The sequence below is a fragment of the Paraburkholderia sp. PGU19 genome (assembly GCF_013426915.1).
Classification (GTDB): Bacteria; Pseudomonadota; Gammaproteobacteria; order Burkholderiales; family Burkholderiaceae; genus Paraburkholderia.
This window is the reverse complement of sequence record NZ_AP023179.1, coordinates 2,533,891-2,548,918: the sequence shown is the minus strand read 5'-3', so window position 1 is coordinate 2,548,918 and position 15,028 is coordinate 2,533,891. Positions and strand designations below refer to the sequence as shown.

Genomic DNA, 15,028 nt, shown 5'->3' with positions numbered 1-15,028 from the left:
GCACAGACGGCACAACCTGGCCATTCGGCCAGGTTGTGCACGGTGAGGGACAGCCGGAAGATGAAGGTGTGTTCAGACCCGGAGTTCAGGCCCGATGATACGGATGATTCTGCGTGATGGTCCACGCGCGATACAGTTGCTCGGCAAGCAGCACACGCACCATCGCGTGCGGCAGCGTGAGGCTCGACAGGCGCAGCAGCATGTCCGCGCGCGCCTTCAGTTCGGGGTCGAGCCCGTCCGCTCCGCCGATCAGAAACGCAACGTCGCGCCCGTCCTGTTGCCACGAGGGTAGGGCGTTGGCGAGCTGCATCGTGGTCCAGTCCTTGCCGCGTTCATCGAGCGCGACGATGCGCGCGTTCTTCGGCAACGCGGCTTCGATCTTCTGGCGCTCGGCGGCCATCACGCTTTCCGCGGAGCGGCCCGACGAACGTTGCTCGGGCTTGAGTTCGCGCAGTTCGATCCGCAGCTCGGGCGGCATGCGCTTCGCGTACTCGTCGAAGCCCGTGGCGATCCAGTCCGGCATCTTGTGACCAACCGCGACGATATGCAGTTTCATCGTCAGCCTCGCGTCCGGTCAGCGCCGCCCCTGGCGGCAGGCGCCAACATTGTCGTGGACAGCGGCACGCTCACGAGCGGCGGCGGGCAGGTGCCTTGCGTGCGGGACGCGCGACGGGTGCTTCTTCCTCTTCGTCCTCGTCGTCGAGCGGCTCGGACGGGCGCGCGCCGCCGAACGGGTTCGGCGTCGACAGCTTCACGCGCACCGGCTTGTCGCCCCAGATCTCTTCGAGGTTGTAGTACTGGCGCAGGGCCGGCTGAAGGATGTGCACGACGGCGTCGCCACAGTCGACCAGCACCCATTCGCCGATGTCTTCTCCCTCGGTGCTGATGATGTCGCCGCCTGCTTCCTTGACCTTTTCGCGCACGCTGGACGCGAGCGCCTTGGTCTGGCGGTTCGACGTGCCGCTCGCGACGATGACGCGGTCGAACAGTTCGGTGAGGTGGCTGGTGTTGAACACCCTGATGTCTTGCGCCTTGACGTCTTCGAGTCCGTCGACGATCGCGCGTTGCAGCTTGCGTATATCCATGGTTACCGGTGTTGGTACAGGTGATGTTGAACAATATAGTCCCACACAGCAGTGGGGACGTGATTTGGTGCGGACTGGCCGTGGGCGGCAGCGCCGCTTGCAGAGGCGTCCGCATCGTTTTCGAACCACGCGCGCAGGTGCGCGCGGATGTCGGTGGCCGACACGTCGAACGCAAGCGACGTGTCGATCAGCAAATGCCCGGCGGGTGTTGCCTGCAGCGTGCCGGCTTGCGCCGCGCGCTGCGCGATGGCTGCCGCGACGGGGGCCGGCACGGCCGTTACGTCGAAGCCCGGGCGTGTCGCGGCGGCGATATGCGCATAGTCGAACAGGCGCTGCCAGTCGCGCCAAGTGTCGAGCCGCACGAGCTGGTCGGCGCCGATCAGAAGCGAGATCGATGCGTCGGCGCCTTCGCGTTCGCGCCAGCGCCGCAGTGTTTCGACCGTATAAGTAGGGCCATCGTGCTCGATTTCATCCGTGGCGACACTGACCCTCGTGCCCGGCAGGGTCAGCGACGCGGCGGCCGCGCGCGTCATCGCGAGCCGGTCTTCGGCCGCCGATACGTCCGCCTTCTGCCACGGCTGGCCAGCCGGCATCAGAACGAGTTCGGTCAGATCGAGCGCCTCGGCGAAACGTCGCGCGAGCGCGAGATGGCCGTCGTGGATCGGGTCGAACGTGCCGCCGAGTATGCCGATGCGTCGGCGCGATGCCCGTTGAGGTGCGACGGATTGAGCGGTCGGATTCAGTTGCGGTTCCTTTGCCTGTCAGTAGAAGCGGGTAGCGCGCGGCGGAGCGCGTCAGACCCACTCGCGCGGCACGAGAAAGTCGCTGGTCAGGCGCGCTTCCGGCGTGCCCGGCTCGGGCTGCCAGTTGTAGCGCCAGTTTACGACAGGCGGCATCGACATCAGGATCGATTCCGTGCGGCCGCCGCTTTGCAGCCCGAACAGTGTGCCACGGTCGAAGACGAGGTTGAACTCGACATACCGTCCGCGCCGGTAGGCCTGGAAGTCGCGCTGGGCTTCGCCGTATGGCATGTCGCGGCGTTTTTCGATGATGGGCAGATACGCGTCCAGAAACGCATCGCCGACACTCTTGACCATCGCAAACGACTGCTCGAAGCCGGGCTCCGCGTAGTCGTCGAAGAAAATCCCGCCGATGCCGCGCGGCTCGTTGCGGTGCTTCAGGAAGAAATAGTCGTCGCACCAGCGCTTGAAGCGCGGGTAGAGATCGTCGCCATACGGTTGCAGCGCGTCGCGGCAGACGCGATGAAAATGCTGCGCGTCCTCTTCAAAACCGTAGTAGGGCGTCAGATCCATGCCGCCGCCGAACCAGAACACGGGCGCTTCGCCGGCTTTCGTCGCGACGAGCAGCCGCACGTTCATGTGGACGGTCGGGCAGTACGGGTTGCGCGGATGCAGCACCAGCGAGACGCCCATCGCCTCGAATCCACGTCCCGCCAGTTGCGGGCGCAGCGCACTGGCGGAGCCGGGCAGTGCGTCGCCCTGCACATCCGAGAAGCCGATGCCCGCGCGCTCGAAGAACTGGCCGTCTTCCAGAATGCGCGTGCAGCCGCCGCCGCGCAGCTTTTCGCCGGGCGCGCGCTGCCAGCTGTCGGTGGCGAGCGGCGTGCCGTCGAATGCGCCGAGCGCGTCGGCGATCCGCGTCTGCAGGCCTTGCATCCAGCTGCGGACTGTCTGGGTATCGTGGGCGTCGTGAATCGAATCGGTCATGGTGTGTGGGGCGCGGCAGGTTCGGAACGCTGGCGCGGTCGGGTCTCGATAGGACAGGTTGGGCGCGAAGCGATGGCAGCGGGGAGGTTCGCGGCTTCCGTCGTGACGGTTGCCGTCGCCCGCCAGCGGCCGGGCGCACTTCGCTGCCCGCAGTCGCAAACCTCTGCCGGCAAACCCAAGTGTAGCGCCGGCGCGGTCAACTGGCCCCAGAGGGCCGTGTCGCGTGTCCGGGGCAAGTGCCCGATCGCCGCGCCGGGAGTGCTTTTGCGTGGAGAGCGTCAGCTATGGCTGTGCTTGCGGTTGGCCGCGCGATAACCGATGTCGCGGCGATACTGCATGCCGTCGAACGAAATATGGTTGATCGCCTCATACGCGACCGATTGCGCGCTGCGCACCGAGTCGGCCAGTCCGACGACGCACAGCACGCGTCCGCCCGTCGTCGTCAGCTTGCCGTCCGCCAGCGCCGTGCCCGCATGGAACGTCACGGCGTCCGCCGTCTCGACAGGAATGCCGCTGATGAAGTCGCCCTTGCGCGGCGCTTCCGGATAGTTGTGCGCGGCCAGCACCACGCCCAGCGCCGTGCGGCGGTCCCATTCCAGTTCCACCGTATCCAGCGTGCCCGCGATCGCCTGCTCGACGACCTTCGAGAAGTCGCCCTTCAGGCGCGCCATGATCGGCTGCGTTTCCGGGTCGCCCATCCGGCAGTTGAACTCGAGCGTTTTCGGGTTGCCTTGCGCGTCGATCATCAGGCCGGCGTACAGGAAGCCGGTGAAGCGGATGCCTTCCTTCTCCATGCCGCGCACGGTCGGCAGGATGATTTCGCGCATCACGCGCGCGTGCAACTGCGGCGTGACGATGGGCGCGGGCGAGTAGGCGCCCATGCCGCCCGTGTTCGGGCCCTGATCGCCGTCCAGCAGCCGCTTGTGGTCCTGGCTCGACGCCAGCGCCAGCACGTTGATGCCGTCCACCATCACAATGAAGCTGGCTTCTTCGCCGGCAAGGAACTCTTCGATCACGACGCGCGCGCCCGCATCGCCGAGCTTGTTGTCCGACAGCATCATGTCGACGGCGTGGTGCGCTTCTTCGAGCGTCTGTGCGACGACCACGCCCTTGCCGGCCGCAAGGCCGTCGGCCTTGATGACGATGGGCGCGCCCTTCGCGTCGATGTAGGCGTGCGCGGCAGCCACGTCCGAGAAGGTCTCGTATTCCGCTGTCGGGATCGCGTGGCGCTTCATGAACGCCTTCGCGAAGTCCTTCGAGCTTTCGAGCTGCGCCGCTTCCTTCGTCGGGCCGAAGATTTTCAGGCCGCGCGCGCGGAAGATATTGACGATGCCCGCCGCGAGCGGCTGCTCCGGGCCGACCAGCGTGAACGCGATCTGCTCTTTCTCGACGAAGTCGGCGAGCGCGCTCGGATCGGTGATGCCGATGTTGAGCAGACGGTCGTCCTGCGCGGTGCCGCCGTTGCCAGGCGCGACATAGACGAGCTGCACGCGTGGCGACTGCGCGAGCTTCCATGCGAGCGCATGCTCGCGACCGCCGGAACCGACGACGAGTAACTTCATGTGATTCCCCGAATGCTAAAAACCATGAACGGCCCGCGCAGTGGCGCGAGCCGTGGATATCTACCTTCGCACAACGCGAACGCGTTGCCTGTGAGACAGGCCACAAAGCTGGGCCATGTGGCGGGAAAAGCAGAGAAATACGCGGCGAACGACGCGCCCGTGTCAATGCCCGAACGCCCGCGCGGCGAGCGCTGGAAGGAGCGCAGCGACTGCCCGTCATTGTTGGGAACCGGGACGGGAACCCTGATCGGGGCGGCGCGCTCACTTGCCGCCTCACTCGTCGGCGATGGCCGCGTTCGTGTAGACCTCTTGCACGTCGTCCAGATTCTCAAGCGCGTCGAGCAACTTTTGCATCTTGACGGCGTCGTCGCCCGTGAATTCGACTTCCGTTTGCGGCTTCATTGTCACTTCCGCGACTTCCGCCTTGAAGCCGGCGGCTTCGAGCGCGGACTTGACCTTCGGGAAGTCATTCGGCGGGCAGACCACTTCGATGCTGCCGTCGTCGTTCGTGACGACGTCGTCGGCGCCCGCTTCGAGGGCGGCTTCCATCAGCTTGTCTTCGGGCGTGCCGGGCGCGAACAGGAACTGGCCGACGTGATCGAACATGAACGACACCGAGCCGTCCGTGCCCATGTTGCCGCCGAACTTCGAGAACGCGTGGCGCACTTCCGCGACGGTGCGGGTGCGGTTGTCCGTCATCGTGTCGACGATGACGGCGGCGCCGCCGATGCCGTAGCCTTCGTAGCGGATTTCTTCGTAGTTCGCGCCATCTACACCGCCGACGCCGCGCTGGATGGCGCGGTTGATGTTGTCTTTCGGCATGTTGGCGTCGTACGCCTTGTCGACGGCGAGCCGCAGACGCGGGTTCGAGTCGATGTCGCCGCCGCCCATGCGGGCCGCGACCTGGATTTCCTTGATGAGCCGCGTCCAGACCTTGCCCTTCTTGGCATCGGCCGCTGCTTTCTTATGCTTGATGTTGGCCCATTTCGAATGACCCGCCATACCTTTCTCCGTCGCGCGCGCCAGCGGGGCGCACGCATTGTGCAATTGTCGTTGCGTTTGTCGGGCGTGGCGGATGTGCGCTCGCGCCCCGATGTCAGTCTGGTCGCACCCTGGAATGCTGTGGCTTGCGCGCCTGTTCGGCGGTGGTGTGCCGGGAAGGACGCCGCGCAAACGTCTTAAGATCGACGGAATCGGCCATCGCAATGCCGGTGGTGGGTGTGCCGCCCGTTCGGTGGGCAGACCGAGATTTTATCATGGGAGGGGGTGGCCGCAGGGGCCATGGGGTTTGGTTTTGGTTTTTGGTTTTGTCTGCGACGCTGGGTGGTTTGCTTCGGCTTTGCGCTGGCATCCGGTTTGGTTTTTTGGGCCTTTGCGCTGGCATCCGCGCTATGCCTTCGTGCTTCACGCGTCGCCCCGCACAGGGGCGACGCGTGAAGCACGCTAACGAATCGCGGATGCCAGCGAAAGGCAAATGCACAGGGGCGACGCATGAAGCCAGATAACGAAACGCGGATGCCAGCGCAAGCACAAGCAAAACAAACCGGCCACGCCACGAAGTCAAACCGCGAACGCCACGGCAAACCCAAGAACGGCCCGAAGGGCAAAAAACTAGTTCTTCGTCCCGAACAACCGATCCCCAGCATCCCCAAGCCCAGGAATAATGTAAGCATGCTCATTCAGATGCAAATCGAGCGAAGCAACGTACAGCTTCACGTCAGGATGAGCATCCTGAAACACCTGCACGCCTTCAGGCGCAGCAACAAGCGCGAGGAACGAGATATTCTCCCCCGCGACACCGCGTCGCTTCAGCACATCGATAGCATGCACAGCCGAATACCCCGTCGCGACCATCGGATCACAAAGAATAAAAATACGATCCTCGAGATCCGGCAACCGCACCAGATACTCGACGGGCCGATGATCATCATCGCGATACACCCCAATATGCCCGACCCGCGCCGACGGAATCAGTTCCAGCAGCCCGTCCGACATGCCAACACCCGCGCGCAGCACGGGCACGATTGCAAGCTTCTTGCCAGCAATCACAGGCGCGTCGATATCGACGAGCGGCGTGCTCACGCGACGAGTCGTCATCGGCAGGTTGCGGGTGATTTCGTAGCCCATCAGCAGCGTGATCTCGCGCAGCAGTTCGCGGAACGTCCGCGTGGACGTGTCGCGGTCGCGCATGTGCGACAGCTTGTGCTGGATCAGCGGGTGATCGAGGATGAAAAGATTGGGAAAACGGCTGTCCTGAGTCATGACGGGGCGCCTCGCGGCGAAGTTGAGCTGGCTGACGATAGGTTGGCGCGGCGCTCGCGCAGCCCGCGTCGGGCGGCGGCGAACGGTGGCGCCATAGGCGCGAGTTTACCGGAACGCCAGCGCAAAAAGACGGGAGGCTGATGAAAGGTATATCAGCGACGTCCGGCAACGCCGCGTCGATTCTTCTAGAATCAGGGGACAGTTGACCGACCACCCCGGGCGCAACGCGCAGGCATGTCCCGCTCATTGCGCGCACGACAACAGGAAAATACACATGGATCTGGGCATCGCTGGAAAGACCGCGCTGGTGTGCGCGGCAAGCAAGGGACTGGGGCGTGGCTGCGCCGAGGCGCTGGCGGCGGAAGGCGTGAACGTGACGATCGTCGCGCGCACGGCGGAAACGCTCGAAGCCACGGCGGCCGCGATCCGCTCGAAGACGGGCGTCGACGTGAAAGCGGTGGCCTGCGACATCACCACGCCCGAAGGCCGCGCCGCGGCGCTCGCCGCGTGTCCGCAGCCGGATATTCTCGTCAACAATGCGGGCGGCCCGCCGCCCGGTGACTTCCGCAACTTCACGCACGACGACTGGATTCGCGCGCTCGAAGCGAACATGCTCACGCCGATCGAACTGATCCGCGCGACCATCGACGGCATGATCTCGCGTGGCTTTGGACGCGTGGTGAATATCACCAGTTCGTCGGTGAAGGCGCCTATCGATGTGCTCGGCCTGTCGAACGGCGCGCGCTCGGGGCTCACGGGCTTCGTCGCGGGCGTCGCACGCAAGGTGGCACCGGACGGCGTGACGATCAACAACCTGCTGCCGGGCCTGTTCGACACGGACCGCATCGCCGTGACGTTCGAGGCATCGGCGAAATCGCAGAACATCTCCGTCGACGAAGCGCGCAAGCAGCGCATGGCGACGATTCCCGCGCGCCGCTTCGGCACGCCCGACGAGTTCGGCCGCGCCTGCGCGTTCCTGTGCAGCGTGCACGCGGGTTATATCACCGGGCAGAACTGGCTGATCGACGGCGGCTCGTATCCCGGCACCTATTGATGCACGGCCCTTTGCGGCACACCGCAAACACCATAACGACAACACAAGAGGAGCAACAACATGACAACACGCGTCGCGCTGATCGCGCACGATCATAAGAAGGATGACATCGTCAGGCTGGCGGGCGAGTACGTGGACACGCTGGCTCGCTGCGATCTGATCGCGACGGGCACGACGGGCTCGCGCATCACCGACGCGCATGGCCTGAAAGTCGAGCGGATGCTGTCCGGCCCGCACGGCGGCGACCTGCAGATCGGCGCGCAACTGGCCGAGGGCAATGTCGATATGGTGATTTTCCTGCGCGACCCGATGACGCCGCAGCCGCATGAGCCGGACATCAATGCGCTGGTGCGCGCGTGCGATGTCCACAACGTGCCGTGCGCGACCAACATCTCGACGGCGCGAATGATCCTCGACGTGCTGACGCTGCGCCTCACGCATCAGGTTTGACGACGTCGGCGGCTTTCCACCGCGCAACGAACCAGGCAACGAATCAATCTGGAGACGACATGACCAAGGCAATTCGATTCGACAAGACAGGCGGCCCGGAAGTGATGAAGTGGGTCGACGTCGAAGTGGGCGAGCCGGGCAACGGCGAAATCCGCATCAAACAGCATGCCGTCGGCCTGAACTATATCGACGTGTATTTCCGCACGGGGCTGTATCCGCTGCCGTTGCCGGGCGGCCTCGGGATGGAGGCGGCGGGCGAGGTGATCGCCGTCGGCGCCGGCGTGACGGACCTGAAGGCGGGCGACCGCGTCGCCTACGTCGCGCGGCCACCGGGCGCGTACGCGCAAGAGCGTGTGCTGCCCGCTGCGCAGGTCGTGAAACTGCCCGATGCGATCGACTACGAACAAGCCGCTTCCGTCATGCTGCAAGGGCTGACCGCGCAATACCTGCTGCGCCGCACGTATCGCGTGAAGCAGGGCGACACGATCCTGATCCAGGCGGCCGCGGGCGGCGTCGGGCTGCTCGTGTGCCAGTGGGCGAAGGCGCTGGGCGCCACGGTGATCGGCACGGTCGGTTCCGACGAGAAGGCGGAGATCGCGAAGGCGCACGGCTGCGACCATCCTATCGTCTACACGCGCGAGAACTTCACGAAGCGCGTGCGCGAGATCACGAACGGCGCCGGCGTGCCCGTCGTGTACGACTCGATCGGCAAGGACACGTTTACGGCGTCGCTCGATTGCCTGGCGCCGCTCGGCATGTTCGTGAGCTTCGGCAATGCATCGGGCCCGCTGCCGCCCATCGATTCGTCGGAATTCGCCGGACGCGGCTCGCTGTTCTTTACGCGGCCGACGCTCTTTACGTATATGGGCAAGCGCAGCGACTACGACGCGATGTCGGCCGAACTGTTCGACGTGATTGCGTCGGGCAAGGTGAAGACGAGCATCAATCAGCGCTATGCGCTCGCCGACGTGGGTAAGGCGCATGCGGATCTGGAGGCGCGCAGGACGACGGGGTCGACGGTTCTGCTGCCGTAAGCAACGCTCGCCGCAACGACGAAGGCCGCTTCACGCGCGACGTGAAGCGGCCTTTTCCGTTTACACCTTTTTTACACGCCCCCTCCCATCTTTGACCTGCCCTTTACGCCGATCGGCATAACGTTGCGACCATCCATCGCCAAACAAATGGAGAACATCAAATGGATGTGCTGTACGTCGGGGGCATCGCGCTTTTTGCTGCGCTGACCTTTGGGTTGATCGCCGGATGCGAGAAGTTGACGCGCTACGGCCGTGGTCAGGGAGCGCGCTCATGAACTGGATCCTCTGGCTTTCGGGCGCGGCAACCGCGCTGCTGTTTGCTTATCTCGTCTATGCGCTGCTGCGCGCGGAGGACATTGAATGAACCTCAACAATGTCTTGCAGCCGGCGCTATTCATCGTCGTGCTGCTCGCGGCCGCCGTGCCCGTCTCGCGCTATCTGTCGCGCGTGATGGATGGCACCTCGCGCGTCGTCAAACTGGGTGGACCTGTCGAGCGTCTGCTGTACCGTCTCGCGGGCGTCGACCCTGAGCAGGAGATGGGCTGGAAACACTACGCGATCGCGACGATCGCGTTCAACCTGCTGGGCGTCGTGTTCCTTTACGTGCTGTTGCGCGTGCAAGGCTGGCTGCCCGGCAACCCGCAGCAATTCGGCGCGATGACCGTCGATGGCGCCTTCAACACGGCCATCAGCTTCGTCACCAACACGAACTGGCAGGACTACACGCCGGAACAGACGGTCGGCTATCTGACGCAGATGCTCGGCTTCACGGTGCAGAACTTCCTGTCGGCGGCGACGGGCATCGTCGTCGTGATCGCGCTGGTACGCGGCTTCGCGCGCCACACTGCGAAGACCATCGGCAACTTCTGGGTCGACATCACGCGCGTGACGCTCTATGTGCTGCTGCCGATGTCTGCGATCATCGCAGCGCTCCTGATGAGCCAGGGCGTAATCCAGAACTTCAAGTCGTACGAGGACGTGCCGACGCTGCAGACCACCACGTACTCCGCCCCGAAAACGGATGCCCAGGGCAACCCGGTGAAAGACGCGAAGGGCAACCCGGTGATGGTCGATACGCCTGTCAAGACGCAGACCATCGCGATGGGCCCCGTCGCCACGCAGGAAGCGATCAAGATGCTCGGCACGAACGGCGGCGGCTTCTTCAACGGCAACTCCGCGCATCCGTACGAGAATCCGACGCCGTTCTCGAACTTCGTGCAGATCTTCTCGATCCTGATCATCCCTGCCGCGCTGTGTCTCGTGTTCGGCCGCATGATCGGCGACCGCCGGCAAGGCGTGGCCGTGCTCGCGGTGATGACGATCGCATTCGCCGTGTGCATCGCAGGCGAGATCAGCGCGGAGCAGGGCGGCAATCCGCTCTTCACGTCGCTGCATGTCGATCAGTCGGCGAGCGCGCTGCAGCCGGGCGGCAACATGGAAGGCAAGGAAACGCGCTTCGGCATCGCGCAGTCGGGCATCTTCACGGTTGCGACGACGGCGGCTTCATGCGGCGCCGTGGTCAACACCCACGACTCGCTGACGCCGCTTGGCGGCCTCGTGCCGATGCTCCTGATGCAACTCGGCGAAGTGATCTTCGGCGGCGTGGGTTCGGGTCTGTACGGGATGCTGGTGTTCGCGTTGCTTGCGGTGTTCGTCGCGGGGCTGATGATCGGCCGCACGCCTGAATACGTCGGCAAGAAGATCGAAGCGTACGAGATGAAGATGGTGTCGATCGTCGTGCTGCTCACGCCGCTGCTTGTGCTCGTCGCGACGTCGATTGCCGTGCTCACCGACGCGGGCAAGGCGGGCATCGCCAACCCTGGCGCGCATGGCTTCTCCGAGATTCTCTACGCGTTCAGTTCGGCCGCGAATAACAACGGCAGCGCGTTCGCGGGTCTCACGGTGAGCACGCCGTTCTACAACTGGCTCACGGCGATCGCAATGTGGTTCGGCCGCTTCGGCACGATCGTCCCGGTGCTCGCGATTGCCGGCTCGCTGGCCGCGAAGAAGCGTATCGCGGTGACGGGCGGCACGCTGCCGACGCATGGACCGCTGTTCGTCGTGCTGCTGCTCGGCACGGTGCTGCTGGTCGGCGCGCTCACGTATGTGCCCGCGCTCGCGCTCGGCCCGGGTGTCGAACATCTGATGATGATGTCGGCGGGCCACTAACGGACTGCATATGCCGCACAAAAGCGCAAAAAGCAGGCTTAGGAAGCAGGCTCAAGAAGCAAGCGCAACAAATCGGCGAAGCAATTAGAGGAAGAAATGACTGACCATTCCGCTACCCGGTCCATGTTCGATCCGGCGCTCGTGCGCCCGGCGATCGTGGACTCGTTCAAGAAACTCAAGCCGCACACGCAGTTCCGCAACCCGGTGATGTTCTGCGTGTACGTCGGCAGCATCCTGACGACGATCCTCTGGGTCGCCGCGCTGCTGGGCCAGGCCGAGGCGCCCGCGGGCTTCATTCTCGCGGTGTCGCTGTGGCTGTGGTTCACGGTGCTGTTCGCGAACTTCGCTGAAGCGCTCGCCGAAGGGCGCTCGAAAGCGCAGGCAGCCTCGCTGCGCAGCGCGAAGAAAGACGTGATGGCCAAGAAGCTCAACGAGCCGCATCCGAAGTCGCCGATCCGCATCATGACGGCCTCGGACCTGCGCCGCGGCGACGTCGTGCTGGTCGAAACGGGCGATGTGATTCCTGCCGACGGCGAAGTGATCGAAGGCGTGGCGTCCGTCGACGAGTCGGCCATCACGGGTGAATCGGCGCCTGTGATCCGCGAGTCGGGCGGCGACTTCTCGTCGGTGACGGGCGGCACGCGCGTGCTGTCGGACTGGATCGTCGTGAAAGTGACGGCCAATCCAGGTGAAGCGTTCCTCGACCGCATGATCGCGATGGTCGAAGGCGCGAAGCGTCAGAAGACGCCGAACGAAATCGCGCTGACCATTCTGCTCGTCGCGCTGACCATCGTGCTGCTGCTCGCCACCGCGACGCTGTTGCCGTTCTCGATGTTCTCCGTCGAAGCCGCGAAGGCGGGCCATGTGGTGACGATCACGGCGCTCGTCGCGCTGCTCGTGTGCCTGATTCCGACAACGATCGGCGGCCTGTTGTCCGCGATCGGCGTGGCGGGCATGAGCCGCATGATGCAGGCAAACGTGATCGCGACGTCGGGCCGCGCTGTCGAAGCGGCAGGTGACGTCGACGTGCTGCTGCTCGACAAGACGGGCACGATCACGCTCGGCAACCGCCAGGCATCGGCGTTCATTCCGGTTGCGGGCATCGCGGAAGAAACGCTCGCGGATGCCGCGCAACTGTCGTCGCTGTCGGATGAAACGCCTGAAGGCCGCAGTATCGTGGTGCTGGCGAAGCAGCGCTTCAATATCCGTCAGCGCGACATGGCCACGCTGCATCCCGTGTTTCTCGCGTTCAGTGCGCAGACGCGCATGAGCGGCGTCGATCTGCAAGACCGCGAAATCCGCAAGGGCGCGGCCGATGCGGTGAAGCACTACGTCGAAGCGCACGGTGGCCACTTCCCGACCGAAGCGACGGCTGCCGTCTCGGAAGTCGCGCGGCGCGGCAGCACGCCGCTCGTGGTGGCGGAGAAGGGCACGGGTATTGCGCGCGTGCTTGGCGTGATCGAGTTGAAGGACGTGGTGAAGGGCGGCATCAAGGAGCGCTTTGCCGAACTGCGCAAGATGGGCATCAAGACCGTGATGGTGACGGGCGACAACCGTCTGACGGCGGCCGCCATTGCAGCGGAAGCGGGCGTCGACGACTTCCTCGCGGAAGCCACGCCGGAAACGAAGCTCGCGACGATCCGCGCGCACCAGGCGGAAGGCCGGCTCGTCGCGATGACGGGCGACGGCACCAACGATGCGCCCGCGCTCGCGCAGGCTGACGTTGCGGTCGCGATGAACACGGGCACGCAGGCCGCGAAGGAAGCGGGCAACATGGTCGATCTCGATTCGAATCCGACCAAGCTGATCGAGATCGTCGAGATCGGCAAGCAGATGCTGATGACGCGCGGATCGTTGACGACGTTCTCGATTGCGAATGACGTCGCCAAGTATTTCGCGATCATTCCGGCCGCGTTCGCGACCACGTATCCGCAGCTGCGCGTGCTCGATGTGATGCATCTGAGCTCGCCGTCGTCGGCGATTTTGTCGGCGGTGATCTTCAATGCGCTGATCATCGTGGCGCTGATCCCGCTCGCGCTGAAGGGTGTGACGTATCGGCCGCTCGGTGCTGCCTCGCTGCTGCGTCGTAATTTGCTGGTCTACGGGTTGGGCGGGATTCTGCTGCCGTTCCCGTTCATCAAGCTGATCGACATGGTGCTGGCCGCGTGCGGTTGGGTTTGATGGCTGTGACGTTCACGGCTATCGCCAGATAAAAAGGAATCTGAATCATGAAATCGCTTTTTCGCCCGATGGTGGTTATCTTTGCCGTGCTGACGGCTGTGACCGGGCTTGCGTATCCTGCCGTGATGACGGCGTTCGGCCAGGCTGTTTTTCACGATCAGGCCAATGGCAGCATGATCGAGAAGGACGGCAAGGTGGTCGGGTCGCGGCTGATCGGGCAGCAGTTCGATGCGCCGCAGTACTTCTGGGGACGTTTGTCGGCGACGACGCCGATGCCGTATAACGCGCAGGGGTCGAGTGGCTCGAATCTCGGGCCGATTAATCCGGCTCTTGCCGATGAGGTTAAAGGTCGTATCGATGCTCTGAAGGCCGCTGGGCATATGCCTGCTGACACGGCTGTTCCTGTTGATCTCGTGACTTCTTCGGGTAGCGGTCTCGATCCGGAGATTTCGCCTGCGGCGGCGGCTTTTCAGGTTGAGCGCGTTGCCGCTGCGCGGAAGATGAATGCCAATGATGTGGCTGCTCTTGTTGATCGCTATACGCGTGGGCGGCAGTTTGGGTTGTTTGGCGAGGCGCGGGTTAATGTGCTTGAGCTGAATCTTGCGCTGGATGACGCGCAGCGTGGGTGAGTTGTGACCTTCCCGGGGCGACGTTTTTTTTGGTGATGGCGTTGACCCCGGGCTTTTTTTGGGTTTTTTCTGTCTGCGACGCTGGGTTGTTTTGCTTCGGTTTTCGCTGGCATCCGGTTTGGTTTTGTTGCTCTTGCGCTGGCGCTGGCATCCGCGTTTTGTTAGCTTGCTTCAGGCGTCGCCCCTGTGCGGGGCGGCACCTACTTTTCTTTGCCGCCGCAAAGAAAAGTAGGCAAAAGAAAGCGGCTCACACCGCCAGCTTCTGTTTTTGCCTGAGGGCCCCCAAAGGGTCTTACGCCTCACGCGGCAACGCCCCTGTTCACGTTCGTTGCCAACGCTTTGAATAAACGCATCACCCGCTTCGATTACCCGTGCATGTGGGAGCGGCAGCGACTGGTATGTGCCGCCCAGGTGGCAAACTGTGTGTAGGTTGTCGCGTCGTATAGCTTGGCGCTCTTACAGGGTGGTGCGCGTGCGCTCTCGGTTCGGGGTGAGGCGTGTGCAGTACTACGGCCTACACACAGTTTGCCACCTTGGCGGCGGGAGACTATCTGGCGCGGCGTGTGGCGACGCGGGCGCATGAAGCGGGTGAGGCGCTCAATTAGAGCGCCGGCAACAAGCATGAGTCACGTGGTTGCCGTGTGAAGCGTAGGAACCTTTGGGGGCCCTCAGGCAAACACAAGAACTGGCGGTGTTAGCCGCTTTCTTTCGCCTACTTTTCTTTGCGGCGGCAAAGAAAAGTAGGTGCCGCCCCGCACAGGGGCGACGCTTGAAGCAAGCTAACAAAACGCGGACGCCAGCGAATAGGTAAGCGCACAGGGGCGACACACGAAGCACGAAGGCAAATCGCGAATGCCAGCGAAAGCCCCAAAAAA

15 protein-coding genes are annotated in these 15,028 nt (G+C 64.0%); 8 read left to right on the top strand and 7 right to left on the bottom strand.

The features are described from left to right. Nucleotides 1-85 precede the first annotated feature (85 nt). The 7 genes from rlmH to upp form a co-directional block, all read right to left on the bottom strand. Complete coding sequence (rlmH, locus tag H1204_RS11645) at nt 86-556, bottom strand: 23S rRNA (pseudouridine(1915)-N(3))-methyltransferase RlmH (RefSeq protein ID WP_007583432.1); 471 nt, start codon at nt 554-556, stop codon at nt 86-88. 70 nt (nt 557-626) lie between these two features. Further along, a complete protein-coding gene (gene rsfS / locus H1204_RS11640) occupies nt 627-1,085 on the bottom strand; it encodes a ribosome silencing factor (protein ID WP_180728420.1) in 459 nt (152 codons plus the stop codon). 2 nt (nt 1,086-1,087) lie between these two features. After that, a complete protein-coding gene (locus H1204_RS11635) occupies nt 1,088-1,828 on the bottom strand; it encodes a nicotinate-nucleotide adenylyltransferase (protein WP_180730938.1) in 741 nt (246 codons plus the stop codon). A 51-nt stretch (nt 1,829-1,879) separates the two neighbouring features. Beyond that, a complete protein-coding gene (gene hemF, locus H1204_RS11630; RefSeq protein WP_180728419.1) occupies nt 1,880-2,812 on the bottom strand; it encodes an oxygen-dependent coproporphyrinogen oxidase in 933 nt (310 codons plus the stop codon). 278 nt (nt 2,813-3,090) lie between these two features. Continuing rightward, nucleotides 3,091-4,374: a phosphoribosylamine--glycine ligase gene (purD, locus tag H1204_RS11625; RefSeq protein ID WP_180728418.1), complete on the bottom strand. Its 1,284-nt coding sequence runs from the start codon at nt 4,372-4,374 to the stop codon at nt 3,091-3,093. 273 nt (nt 4,375-4,647) lie between these two features. After that, a complete protein-coding gene (locus H1204_RS11620) occupies nt 4,648-5,376 on the bottom strand; it encodes a YebC/PmpR family DNA-binding transcriptional regulator (protein WP_180728417.1) in 729 nt (242 codons plus the stop codon). A 609-nt stretch (nt 5,377-5,985) separates the two neighbouring features. Then, entirely contained in the window at nt 5,986-6,636 is a 651-nt protein-coding gene (upp, locus tag H1204_RS11615) for a uracil phosphoribosyltransferase (protein ID WP_042316195.1), read from the bottom strand. A gap of 274 nt (nt 6,637-6,910) precedes the next feature. Here upp and H1204_RS11610 point away from each other — a divergent pair, with 274 nt between their 5' ends. From H1204_RS11610 to kdpC, 8 genes are all read left to right on the top strand, one after another. Next, nucleotides 6,911-7,690 (top strand): SDR family oxidoreductase, encoded by a 780-nt coding sequence (locus H1204_RS11610; RefSeq protein ID WP_079499141.1) that lies wholly within the window; start codon nt 6,911-6,913, stop codon nt 7,688-7,690. 60 nt (nt 7,691-7,750) lie between these two features. Continuing rightward, nucleotides 7,751-8,140, top strand: coding sequence for a methylglyoxal synthase (locus H1204_RS11605; protein ID WP_180728416.1), 390 nt, complete (start codon nt 7,751-7,753; stop codon nt 8,138-8,140). 59 nt (nt 8,141-8,199) lie between these two features. Beyond that, nucleotides 8,200-9,174: a quinone oxidoreductase gene (locus H1204_RS11600; protein WP_180728415.1), complete on the top strand. Its 975-nt coding sequence runs from the start codon at nt 8,200-8,202 to the stop codon at nt 9,172-9,174. A 161-nt stretch (nt 9,175-9,335) separates the two neighbouring features. Beyond that, a complete protein-coding gene (locus H1204_RS11595) occupies nt 9,336-9,449 on the top strand; it encodes a hypothetical protein (RefSeq protein ID WP_007583456.1) in 114 nt (37 codons plus the stop codon). Beyond that, the gene (kdpF, locus tag H1204_RS11590) at nt 9,446-9,538 is read left to right on the top strand and encodes a K(+)-transporting ATPase subunit F (RefSeq protein WP_007583461.1); all 93 of its coding nucleotides are present in this window, start codon (nt 9,446-9,448) and stop codon (nt 9,536-9,538) included. The genes H1204_RS11595 and kdpF overlap by 4 nt, the downstream gene beginning before the upstream one ends. After that, nucleotides 9,535-11,343 (top strand): potassium-transporting ATPase subunit KdpA, encoded by a 1,809-nt coding sequence (gene kdpA, locus H1204_RS11585; protein WP_180728414.1) that lies wholly within the window; start codon nt 9,535-9,537, stop codon nt 11,341-11,343. The genes kdpF and kdpA overlap by 4 nt, the downstream gene beginning before the upstream one ends. A gap of 96 nt (nt 11,344-11,439) precedes the next feature. Beyond that, nucleotides 11,440-13,524 carry a potassium-transporting ATPase subunit KdpB gene (kdpB, locus tag H1204_RS11580; protein ID WP_180728413.1) on the top strand — a complete coding sequence of 695 codons (2,085 nt, stop codon included), beginning with the start codon at nt 11,440-11,442 and terminating at the stop codon, nt 13,522-13,524. Nucleotides 13,525-13,571: 47 nt separating this feature from the next. Beyond that, nucleotides 13,572-14,153 carry a potassium-transporting ATPase subunit KdpC gene (gene kdpC, locus H1204_RS11575; protein WP_180728412.1) on the top strand — a complete coding sequence of 194 codons (582 nt, stop codon included), beginning with the start codon at nt 13,572-13,574 and terminating at the stop codon, nt 14,151-14,153. The last annotated feature ends 875 nt before the right edge of the window (nt 14,154-15,028 follow it).